The 10,074-nt window shown below is 60.8% G+C and carries 12 protein-coding genes and 1 tRNA gene; 10 read left to right on the top strand and 3 right to left on the bottom strand.

Going from position 1 to position 10,074, the window contains the following annotated elements; all coding sequences use genetic code 11:
• Positions 1-177: 177 nt before the first annotated feature.
• On the top strand, positions 178-621 hold the full coding sequence (locus tag RTI30_RS10135) for a rhodanese-like domain-containing protein (protein ID WP_312263091.1): 444 nt from the start codon (positions 178-180) through the stop codon (positions 619-621).
• 4 nt (positions 622-625) lie between these two features.
• Here the strand turns inward: RTI30_RS10135 and RTI30_RS10140 are convergent, their stop codons facing one another.
• Positions 626-1,426 (bottom strand): DNA-formamidopyrimidine glycosylase family protein, encoded by an 801-nt coding sequence (locus tag RTI30_RS10140; protein ID WP_312263090.1) that lies wholly within the window; start codon positions 1,424-1,426, stop codon positions 626-628.
• 124 nt (positions 1,427-1,550) lie between these two features.
• Between RTI30_RS10140 and apaG the strand changes: the two genes are divergently transcribed.
• The gene (gene apaG / locus RTI30_RS10145; protein WP_312263089.1) at positions 1,551-1,928 is read left to right on the top strand and encodes a Co2+/Mg2+ efflux protein ApaG; all 378 of its coding nucleotides are present in this window, start codon (positions 1,551-1,553) and stop codon (positions 1,926-1,928) included.
• Positions 1,925-2,527, top strand: a complete 603-nt coding sequence (locus RTI30_RS10150; RefSeq protein ID WP_312263088.1) for a methyltransferase domain-containing protein — start codon at positions 1,925-1,927, stop codon at positions 2,525-2,527. Before apaG ends, RTI30_RS10150 begins: the two co-directional genes overlap by 4 nt.
• A 14-nt stretch (positions 2,528-2,541) precedes the next feature.
• Here the strand turns inward: RTI30_RS10150 and typA are convergent, their stop codons facing one another.
• Together typA and RTI30_RS10160 are read right to left on the bottom strand one after the other, a co-directional pair.
• A complete protein-coding gene (gene typA, locus RTI30_RS10155; RefSeq protein WP_312263087.1) occupies positions 2,542-4,362 on the bottom strand; it encodes a translational GTPase TypA in 1,821 nt (606 codons plus the stop codon).
• 132 nt (positions 4,363-4,494) lie between these two features.
• The gene (locus tag RTI30_RS10160; protein ID WP_312263086.1) at positions 4,495-5,802 is read right to left on the bottom strand and encodes a porin; all 1,308 of its coding nucleotides are present in this window, start codon (positions 5,800-5,802) and stop codon (positions 4,495-4,497) included.
• Positions 5,803-5,958: 156 nt separating this feature from the next.
• On the opposite strand from RTI30_RS10160, the gene RTI30_RS10165 reads away from it, so the two are divergent.
• The 7 genes from RTI30_RS10165 to hslU all read left to right on the top strand — a co-directional run.
• Positions 5,959-6,032 (top strand) — tRNA-Gln (locus RTI30_RS10165).
• A gap of 53 nt (positions 6,033-6,085) precedes the next feature.
• Entirely contained in the window at positions 6,086-6,937 is an 852-nt protein-coding gene (gene dapF, locus RTI30_RS10170) for a diaminopimelate epimerase (protein WP_312263085.1), read from the top strand.
• Positions 6,937-7,113, top strand: a complete 177-nt coding sequence (locus tag RTI30_RS10175; RefSeq protein ID WP_312263084.1) for a hypothetical protein — start codon at positions 6,937-6,939, stop codon at positions 7,111-7,113. The genes dapF and RTI30_RS10175 overlap by 1 nt, the downstream gene beginning before the upstream one ends.
• 3 nt (positions 7,114-7,116) lie before the next feature.
• On the top strand, positions 7,117-7,770 hold the full coding sequence (locus RTI30_RS10180) for a DUF484 family protein (protein WP_312263083.1): 654 nt from the start codon (positions 7,117-7,119) through the stop codon (positions 7,768-7,770).
• Positions 7,763-8,662 carry a tyrosine recombinase XerC gene (locus tag RTI30_RS10185; RefSeq protein ID WP_312263082.1) on the top strand — a complete coding sequence of 300 codons (900 nt, stop codon included), beginning with the start codon at positions 7,763-7,765 and terminating at the stop codon, positions 8,660-8,662. The genes RTI30_RS10180 and RTI30_RS10185 overlap by 8 nt, the downstream gene beginning before the upstream one ends.
• Entirely contained in the window at positions 8,655-9,197 is a 543-nt protein-coding gene (gene hslV, locus RTI30_RS10190) for an ATP-dependent protease subunit HslV (RefSeq protein ID WP_312263081.1), read from the top strand. The genes RTI30_RS10185 and hslV overlap by 8 nt, the downstream gene beginning before the upstream one ends.
• A gap of 2 nt (positions 9,198-9,199) precedes the next feature.
• The coding region (hslU, locus tag RTI30_RS10195; protein WP_312283723.1) for an ATP-dependent protease ATPase subunit HslU at positions 9,200-10,074 on the top strand (875 nt) is incomplete at its 3' end.

Genomic DNA, 10,074 nt, shown 5'->3' on the forward strand with positions numbered 1-10,074 from the left:
TCAACTTCAGCACGTCTTGCGGGCTGTACCCCATGCGATTCTCCTCCACTAGGCTGGTTGGCAAAATTAGCCCCTGTCGGGACTGCTGTGCGAAGAGTGTACGGCGGATTGCGCGGTACGCCTAGGGTCTGCCAGCGCAAAGGTGCTATGCTGCAGATAGGAATGAGGAGACAAGCCATGCAAAACGAAGAAATCCTGGCCCGCGCTGCCGCCCGCGCACAAGGGAAGCTCCATGCCGGAGACCTCACCCCCGAAGAGGCACATACCCTGTTGCAAGAGCATCCCAAGGCAAAACTGGTGGACGTCCGCTCCCACCCCGAGTTGGAGTTTTCGGGTTTCGTTGCCGGCTGCTGCCACGTTCCCTGGCAGCTTTACCCCGGCATGGTTCCCAACCCCGACTTTGATGAGCAGATCCGTGCCGTTGCCGAGCCCGATGATCTACTCCTGCTGCTCTGCCGCACGGGGGGCCGCTCCTCCGCTGCTGCCGAGCATCTGAGTCGGCTGGGCTACCGTCATGTCTACAATATCCTTGGCGGCTTTGACGGCAAACCCGACTCCCAAGGCAAGCGCGGCACGGTAGAGGGATGGAAGGCCAGCGGTTTGCCCTGGCGCCACCCCTAGAGGTTCAGATTTGGCAGGCGGGACAGAACAGTGCCGCCTTGCCGCCCACCACTACCGACGCCAAGGCACCACCACAAGAAGGGCAGTGGCCGTCTTCCCGGTGGCGGGTGAGGAAGGTCTTGGGTAGCAACGGCAGCTTGGCCTGGGAGCGCAGGGCGCGCTGCAAGACTTGCGGAATCTGCGCCAAGAAGCGCTCGCGCTCTTCTTCACTGAGACTCGGCACCAAGCGATCCGGGCGCAGGCGCGCCTGGAACAGGATCTCGTCGGCCCAAATGGGGCCGATGCCGGTCACAAAGCTGTCGTCGAGCAACACATTGCGCAAGGCGCTACGCCGCCGCGCCAAGGATTCTCGCAACTGCGCCAGCCCCTCGGCAGGGACCAGCAGCGGATCGGGGCCCAGTTTGGTAAGAAAATCGACATCACTGGTTTCATCCAGCAAACGCAGGCGCGTACCCAGCTGGGTACCCTGCAGACGCAAACGCAGATGGGCATTGATCGCCAGTTCCAGGCCGGCGCGGCTCTCACCGGCTTCTTCCGTGGCAGGTCCGCGCTCGAGTTCCATGGTCAGCTCACCACCCAACTGCAGGGCAAGGATCTCGCGACGGTCGAGCTCGCAAAAGATCTGCGTGCCATAGCGATGGATGTCGGAAATTTCCTTTCCCTGCAGAGCGTCTTCGGCAAGTCCACCCGCCTCGGAGAGCAATTCGCCTTTCGCATTTTGTAAACGCAGGCCACCCAATTTTTTGCCAAGGACCATGCGCTGCAATTTTTGTTTGAACAACTCGATTTCGGGCAATTCTGCCATGCTCGTCCACTCTCGGTTTTGGTCTTGGCATCTAGTGTAGCGCGCTCTCTCCCGACGCGGAAACTTGGCAGTCTGCTAACGGGAGCATAGACTGCAAGACCAAGCCAGCCGAGGAGCAGTGCCCATGAGCGTACCCACCGCCATCGAAATTCAGGTCGAGACGCGCTACCTGCCGGAGCAATCGAGTCCGGAACAAAACCATTACGTCTTTGCCTACCAAGTGCGGATCGAGAACCGCGGACCGCGCAGCGCGCAGCTACTGCATCGCCATTGGATCATTACCGATGCCGAAGGCCGGATTCAGGAGGTACGCGGCCCTGGCGTGGTCGGCGAGCAACCGAACTTGGCGCCCGGCGAGCACTTTCAGTACAGCAGCGGCACCGTCATTCCCACCCCCGTTGGCAGCATGCATGGCAGCTACCAATGGGTGAGTGAAGACGGCGAGGATTTCGAAACCCCTATCCCAGCTTTTCGCCTGGCCGTGAGCGACGTGCTCCATTGAGCAAGCGTAGCCTGCAGCGCGCCTATGACCTTTGGGCGCCGATCTACGACCGCGCCGTCGTTGGTTTTTCGCGCGGCCCCCGCGCCGCCAACATTGCGGAAATTCCGTCCACGGCAAAGACCATTTTGGTGGTTGGTGCGGGTACGGGCTTGGATTTGCCGCTGCTACCGCCACAAGCGCTCTGCGTTGCCTTGGATATCAGCTGGGCCATGCTCTCCCGCGCCCGCAATCGGGCCGGTACGGCGCAGCTCCTGCAGGCCGATGCCGAAAACTTACCCATCGCCAGCGCCACCTGCGACGTGGTCCTCTTGCACCTGATCCTGGCGGTGGTACCCCACGCCGAACGAGCCCTGGCGGAGGCGAGTCGCGTTCTCCGCCCCGGCGGCACCCTACTCATCTTCGACAAGTTTTTGCGCCCGGGCCAACACGCGCCTCTTCGGCGCCTACTCGCTCCCCTTTCGGGGGCAGTTGCCACGCGCACCGATTTGGTCTTTGAAGATCTCCTGTGCCAGCATCCGGAACTACGACTCGAAAGCGACCTACCCGCCGCCGTTGGCGGCTGGTTTCGCCGCCTGCGGCTGCAAAGGCAACAGACCTAGCTGCCCGCCACCATTCAATTTGCGCTGCGCGCCGCTTTTTTGCGTTCGTTCTCGGTGAGGAAGCGCTTGCGAATGCGAATGGACTGCGGTGTCACCTCGACGAGCTCGTCATCGGCCAAAAACTCTACCGCAGCTTCCAGGGTCATTTTGATGGGTGGGGTAAGCATGATGTTCTCATCGGAACCCGAGGCACGCATGTTGGTGAGCTTCTTCTCCTTGAGGGGATTGACCACCAAGTCGTTGTCGCGGCTGTGAATGCCGATGACCATACCTTCGTAGACCTTGTCACCGGGACTAATGAATAAGCGCCCACGTTCCTGTAAATTGAAGAGCGCAAAGCCAACCGCCTCACCCTCCTCTGCAGAGATCAAGACACCATTATTGCGCGCCGGGATAGGGCCTTTCACGGGGCCATAGCCATCAAAAATATGGCTGATGACCCCCGTGCCCGAGGTCGCCGTCAAAAATTCGGTGTGAAACCCGATCAAGCCACGGGCAGGGATTCTATATTCCAGGCGTACGCGGCCTCGGCCGTCGGGCTGCATGTCTTGCAAATCGCCACGGCGGATACCCAAGCGCTCCATGATCGTGCCCTGATGCGTCTCTTCCACATCCACCGTCAGCGCCTCGTAGGGTTCCTCCCAAACGCCATCCACCTGCCGCTGGATCACCCGCGGCCGCGATACGGCCAACTCATAGCCCTCGCGGCGCATGTTTTCGATGAGTACCGTGAGGTGTAGTTCACCACGCCCAGAGACGAGAAAGACGTCGGGGTTCTCGGTATCAGCCACGCGTAATGCCACATTGGTAAGTAATTCTTTGTACAGACGTTCGCGCAGCTGGCGGCTGGTGACAAATTTTCCCTCCCGCCCGGCGAAGGGGCTGGTGTTGACCTGAAAGGTCATATTGAGGGTGGGTTCGTCGATGGGCTTCCAAGGCAGGGCTTCCGGCGCCTCGGGGGAGGCAATGGTGGCGCCAATGCTCGGGCTCTCGATGCCGGTAATGGCAACGATGTCTCCCACCGATGCGCCCTCCTCCCAGGGAACCCGCTTGAGGCCATCAAAGCCCAGCACCTGGAGGATCCGCGCCTTGCTTTGCTTGGCCTCCGCTCCTTGGATGAGGACGACATCCTGACCCGGGCGAATCCGTCCGCGGCGTACCCGACCAATGGCAATCTGCCCCACATAGCTGGAGTAATCGAGATCGGCAATTTGCATCTGCAAGGGGGCGTCCGGATCTCCTTGCGGTGCGGGAACTTTGGAGAGAATCAGCTCGAAGAGCGGCCGCATATCACCCTCGCGTACTCCAGGATCCTCGCTGGCATAGCCCTGCAGACCCGAGGCATACATCACCGGAAAGTCGAGCTGCTCCTCGGTCGCGCCGAGCTTGTCGAAGAGGTCGAGGGTAGCGCTGATCACATAGTCCGGTCGTGCGCCAGGACGGTCGATTTTGTTGATGACGACGATAGGGCGCAGGCCCAACTCCAGGGCCTTACGGGTAACGAAACGCGTCTGCGGCATGGGCCCTTCGACAGCATCCACCAAGAGCAAAACTCCGTCCACCATACCCAAAACCCGCTCCACCTCGGCGCCAAAGTCGGCATGGCCGGGGGTGTCGACAATGTTGATATGGGTATCGCCCCACTGCACCGCCGTATTCTTGGCCATGATGGTAATGCCGCGCTCTTTTTCGAGGGCATTACTGTCCATGACCCGCTCTTCCACCTGCTGGTGAGCGGCAAAGGTGCCGGACTGGCGCAAAAGCTGATCGACCAGAGTGGTTTTACCATGGTCCACATGGGCGATGATGGCGATGTTACGAAGTTGACGCGTCACAAAAAGTCCTCTTGCAGAAGGGTGCCGGGGCGGGCTCTCTTATAGCGGCAAGGCCCCAAAAAAGCAAACCGCCCCATGAGGGGCGGTCGCTTTGGCCCCTTACGGGGCCCAACACGCTTTTTCTGAGCGAACTTAGAAGCCAGCCTGGAACTGCAACATCAGGGTGTTGTACGCCATGCCGTTGATGGGGGCGCCATTGCCACCAAAGACGCCACCCGGGGTGCCCGTGCCAAACTTACCATCACGAGCAGTCGGGATGATGTAGTTGACCTGAATCTCCGCCGCGTGTGGATTGTTCGGATTGACATAGTAGTTCAAGCCCACAGTGGTGTTGTCCAGCTTGGCATCGTAGCCCGAGTAATCATTGATGCTGAAGGAATCAAAGCGAACAGCAGGCTCGAGGTCCAGCCAAGAAGGCAAGAGGGTCATCTCATAGAGATTAGCAGCCAAACCTACGTTCCAGTCCTGCGCCCGAAACCCAGGCTCGCCATTACGGGTCGTGCCGGTATGCAGATTGGTATAACCAGCTGCGTACTTGATACCCATCAGACCACCATGCACACCGACGTTCCAAGTGTAGAGAGAATCGACATTGGGAACAGTCGGGGCCGGAGCTCCATAGGACAGACCAACTCCGTTTGAGACGGCTGCACTCGCTGTAGTGGGCAGACTCATACGCGAACCACTAATTTCAGCTTTGAGCAAGGGACCCATGAAGTCATAGGTCAGGCGGGCAGATGCCAAGTACTGACCACCACCGTTCAGAAAACCACCTTGGCCACTGCCGAAGGGGTTGGACCCAGACACCAACCAGTTGTAAGCACTGCCGTAATCCAGGGAAGATGCGTCGGCGATGGCAACGGCATAACCAATGCCCGAGTCCATAACATTCTCGCCGTGGATCATGGCACCAGCGGAACGACCGGGCAGCAACGACTGACTCATGCTGCGGAGAATGAAGGGCAACGCATTACCCTGGGTGTCTACATACTCGTTACCGACCGGCTGCTTGAACTTACCCACTTCCAGCTGTGCAAAAGGCACCGGGGCATAGTTGATCCACGCATCCAGGATGGAGGCGTTGCCACCATTTCCAAGTCCGTTGTTCAACTGGTTGGTGCTATACCCAGAAATGCTAGTGTTGTTGGCGTTATTCCCGCCAATAACAGCGTTGTCCCAGCCAGCCATGATGTTATAGGTGACACCAGTAACCGCCTCACCCTTAACACCCAAGCGAATGCGATTGGCACCGAAGACAAGACCATTGCTGCCCGAGGGGCTGCCGTTGGTGGATGTGGCGAACTGCTGGCTGCCGGTGATCTGGGCATAACCATACAGGATGGGGCCGGTCTTGGCGGTATCGGAACTGTCATCAGCAAAAGCGAAAGCCGGGACCAACAACGCCGCGGCAACTGCAAAGGTTACGAGATTCTTCTTCATGACAAGACTCCTCCTCATGAGCCGTTGTTAACGTACAACGAGGCAAGTTATAGCACCCCTTTTGCGCCGTTGCAACAGCGCCCCAAGAACTTTTTGCAACGAACCGGTAAAGTTGACAAAAGTAGCGGCCGCACCCTATGATCCGGGCCTCTCCATTGGGGGATCGTCTAGCGGTAGGACAGCGGACTCTGACTCCGCTAACCGTGGTTCGAATCCACGTCCCCCAGCCATCTTCGGCGCCCTCCCCTCTGCGCAACGCACAACAACCTGTTACACTGCGGCAATGGCGAATAAAACATGGACCTTCACCAAGATGCATGGTCTGGGCAACGACTTCGTGGTTCTCGATGGCGTGCGCCAGTCCTTCTCCCTTCAACCCGAAGATTGCCGGCGCATTGCCGATCGGCACTTTGGCATCGGTTGCGATCAGATATTGTTGGTCGAGAAGGCGCAACGTCCCGACTGCGATTTTCGCTACCGCATCTTCAACGCCGACGGCAGCGAAGTAAACCAATGCGGCAATGGCGCCCGCTGCTTTGCCGTTTTTGTGCAACGTGCTGGGCTTAGCGACAAAAATCCCCTGCGTGTAGAGACCCGCGCCGGGCAACTACTACTCCAGCGTCGTGCCGATGGCTTGGTCGAGGTCGACATGGGGGTGCCGATCCTGGAACCGGCCCACATCCCCTTTGTGGCCGCGGCGCCTGCCAGCCACTATGCGCTTCCCTTTCGTGGGCAGACCTTATCCATTGCCGCGGTGAGTATGGGCAACCCACATCTACTTCTGGCCGTGAACGATTGCGCGAGCGCCCCGGTGGCAGATTGGGGACCAGAGCTGGAGCGGCATCCGGCCTTTCCCGAACGTTGTAATGTTGGTTTCATGCAAATCAAAAGCCCGCAGGCCGTGCAGCTACGCACCTGGGAGCGCGGTGCCGGCGAGACCTTGGCCTGCGGCAGCAATGCCTGCGCCGCAGTAGTGGCAGGAAGCCTCTGGGGACGGCTGGCAGAGCAGGTGCAGGTCGAACTGCCTGGGGGTACACTCGAGATCCACTGGTCTGGCCCCGGCGCGCATCTGCACATGATCGGTCCCGCTGCGGTCGTATACGATGGGACCTGGGTTTCCCAAGGAGGAAAGTAATGAGTCAAGCCCTAGTCGATGCCATTGCCCGCAATCTGCAGGCTTCTGCCCAGGAGCTCGCGTTTTTGGAGAAACTCGCCGAGCCGGAGCTGGAACAGCTCGCGCAACTCATCGCCAAACTCGAGATCCACGCGCGCTCAGAGCAGTACAGCGACACCCATTGGGAGGATGACTAAGGCATGCACGACGATGCTGCAGCCCAGTGCCGCGCTTATCTGCGTGCCCATCCAGATTTTTTTCTGCGTGAGCCCGATTTGCTGCAGGAGCTGACCCTGCCCCATTTGGGGGTAGGTTCGGCAAGCTCTTTATTGGAGCGCCAAGTGCAGCGCCTGCGTGCCGAGCGGGACCGGCTGCAGCATTGCCTGGATGGCCTGCTGCAGCAGGCGCAGCGGCACGATGAACTGACTCGCCACTTTAGCCGCCTGGCCACGGATCTCCTCGCAGCACCCAGTCGCAGCGATTGTCTGGCCGTGGTTGAGCGCAGTCTCTGCGCAGATTTTGGTGTCGAGACCTTGGTCTTGCTGGCGGATCCGGCGGCCGAGCTACCCGGCGCCCTGCCCATCTCGGCAGAGACTTGGCAGCGCTTGGGCGGCGAGCGCCCGGCGCAGGCCGGGCTGCAACTGGATGCGGAAGACCTGGCAGCATTTTTTGCTCCGCCTCGACAAGCGCCGGCCTCCTTGGCGAGTATCAGCCTGCAAGGCCGCAATTTTTGCGGCCTGCTTCTGCTCGCCAGCGCCGACCCGCATCGCTACGTTCCCGAGATGGGTACGGATCTGCTGGCGCAGATTGCCGCCCTCGTCTCGGCGGCCCTGGATCGCTGCGCCGATGCCTAGCGGCGTCGACACGGCGATCACGGACTTTCTGGCGGAGGCCAGCGCCCGCCTTGCCCCTGCCAGCCTGCGCGCTTACAAGCAAGACTTACAACTTTGGCAGCGCTTTTTTGCTGCCGAGAACATCCTCTCCCCGGCTGCCGTCCGGGCGCAGCACCTGCGTCTTTTTTTGATTCGTGAACGCCAGCGCGGCGTGGCCGTGCCCAGCCTGCGTCGTCGCTTTGCCGCCCTGCGCGCCTGGTATCGTTGGCTGCGTCGGCAGGATCCGCAGTTGGTTGACCCCAGTCGCGGCTTGCCCATGCCGCGCAGCGAGCGGCATTTTCCCGACTGGTTGGGGGTGGATTCGGCGCAAGAGCTCCTCGACCAGCCCGTTGGCAACGAGCCCTTGGCCCTGCGCGATCAGGCCATCCTCGAGCTGCTCTACTCCAGTGCCCTGCGCGTTTCGGAGCTCGTCCAACTACGCCTTGGCGATCTGGATCTCGCGGCTGGCCTGGTGCGAGTGCAGGGCAAGGGCAGCAAGCAACGCATCGTCCCGGTGGGGCGGATGGCCAAGGCGGCGCTACGGCGCTACTTGGCACAACGGCCGCAGGGCGCCGAGACGGCATTGTTTCTCAATCGTCAAGGACGCCCCCTGGGGGTGCGCGGGGTGCAATACCTGGTCGATAAGGCGGGGCGCCAGCGCCTTGGGCAGCATCTGCACCCGCATAGTCTGCGCCACAGTGCCGCCAGCCATCTGTTGCAGTCCTCCGGCGATTTGCGGGCGGTGCAGGAATTTCTCGGCCACGCCCAGATTGATACCACCGCCATCTACACCCATATCGACTACCAGCACTTGGCACAGGTCTACGATCGCGCTCATCCACGCGCCAAAATGAAGGAGCAAGCCCATGAGTGAAGCAACGAGCCTGCACGGCACCACCATCCTCTCGGTGCGCCGCGGGGAGAATGTGGTAATGGCCGGCGACGGGCAGGTCACTTTTGGCAATACGGTCATGAAGGGCAACGCCCGCAAGGTGCGGCGCATCGAGCCGGAGGTACTCACCGGCTTTGCCGGCGCCACCGCCGATGCCTTTACCCTGCTCGAGCGCTTCGAGGCCAAGCTCAAGGCGCACCCGGGGCAGCTCGCCAAGGCAGCGGTGGAACTGGCCAAGGAATGGCGCACCGACCGCGTGCTGCGCCGCCTGGAGGCGATGCTGGCGGTGGCAGATCGGCGCCAGAGTCTGATCATCACGGGGCAGGGCGATGTGCTCGAGCCGGAATATGGCATCATTGCCATTGGATCCGGCGGACCCTATGCCCTAGCGGCGGCCCGCGCCCTGCTCGAACACAGCGATTTACCCGCGCGCGCCATCGCCGAGCGTGCCCTGGGTATTGCCGGCGACATCTGCATCTACACCAATCAACAACATACAGTGGAAGAACTGGTATGAATATGAGCGCAATGACCCCTCGCGAAATCGTCGCGGAGCTCGACAAATACATCATCGGCCAGACCGACGCCAAGCGCGCCGTTGCCGTCGCCCTACGCAACCGCTGGCGCCGCGCCCAGGTGGAAGGGCCGCTGCGCAAGGAAATCACCCCCAAAAACATCCTCATGATCGGGCCAACGGGGGTAGGCAAGACGGAAATTGCCCGGCGACTGGCGCAACTTGCCAACGCGCCCTTCCTCAAGGTGGAGGCCACCAAGTTCACCGAGGTGGGCTATGTGGGCAAAGATGTAGAGTCCATCATTCGTGATCTGGCAGAAATTGCCGTCAACATGCTGCGCGCCGAGCGCCAGGCGGCCAACAGCCAGCGTGCCGAAGAGCTGGCGGAGGAGCGTTTGCTCGACATTCTCGTGCCCGGCCCTCGAGACAGCACCCTGCCACGCCAAGACGAAGGCACCCGACAAAAATTTCGCAAAATGCTGCGCGAAGGGCGGCTCGATACGCAGGAAATCGAGATCGAATTGGCAGCGCCAAAAACCAGTGTGGAGATCATGACACCGCCGGGGATGGAGGAGATGAGCGCCCAGCTGCGCGATCTCTTCAGCCATATGGCGCCGCAAAAGACCAGCAAGCGCAAGCTGCCCATTGCCGAGGCGCGGCGGCTGTTGACAGAAGAAGAAGCCGCCAAACTGGTCAACGAGGAGGAGGTCCGTAGTCTTGCCCTGGAGCGACTGCAAAACGACGGCATCGTCTTTCTCGATGAAATCGACAAGGTGACCCCCCGCGGCGGGCAGCACAGCGGCCCCGACGTATCGCGGGAGGGGGTGCAGCGCGATCTTCTGCCTCTGATCGAGGGCGCCAATGTGAGCACCCGCTATGG

The sequence above is a fragment of the Candidatus Igneacidithiobacillus taiwanensis genome, assembly GCF_031962545.1.
In the GTDB taxonomy this organism is placed as follows: domain Bacteria; phylum Pseudomonadota; class Gammaproteobacteria; order Acidithiobacillales; family Acidithiobacillaceae; genus Igneacidithiobacillus; species Igneacidithiobacillus taiwanensis.

Coding starts and splice junctions, on each gene's coding strand:
- apaG (WP_312263089.1), top strand. CDS start 1,551: ATGAGCGTACCCACCGCCATCGAAATTCAGGTCGAGACGCGCTACCTG.
- RTI30_RS10135 (WP_312263091.1), top strand. CDS start 178: ATGCAAAACGAAGAAATCCTGGCCCGCGCTGCCGCCCGCGCACAAGGG.
- RTI30_RS10175 (WP_312263084.1), top strand. CDS start 6,937: ATGAGTCAAGCCCTAGTCGATGCCATTGCCCGCAATCTGCAGGCTTCT.
- RTI30_RS10180 (WP_312263083.1), top strand. CDS start 7,117: ATGCACGACGATGCTGCAGCCCAGTGCCGCGCTTATCTGCGTGCCCAT.
- RTI30_RS10185 (WP_312263082.1), top strand. CDS start 7,763: ATGCCTAGCGGCGTCGACACGGCGATCACGGACTTTCTGGCGGAGGCC.
- hslV (WP_312263081.1), top strand. CDS start 8,655: ATGAGTGAAGCAACGAGCCTGCACGGCACCACCATCCTCTCGGTGCGC.
- RTI30_RS10160 (WP_312263086.1), bottom strand. CDS start 5,802: ATGAAGAAGAATCTCGTAACCTTTGCAGTTGCCGCGGCGTTGTTGGTC.
- RTI30_RS10140 (WP_312263090.1), bottom strand. CDS start 1,426: ATGGCAGAATTGCCCGAAATCGAGTTGTTCAAACAAAAATTGCAGCGC.
- dapF (WP_312263085.1), top strand. CDS start 6,086: ATGGCGAATAAAACATGGACCTTCACCAAGATGCATGGTCTGGGCAAC.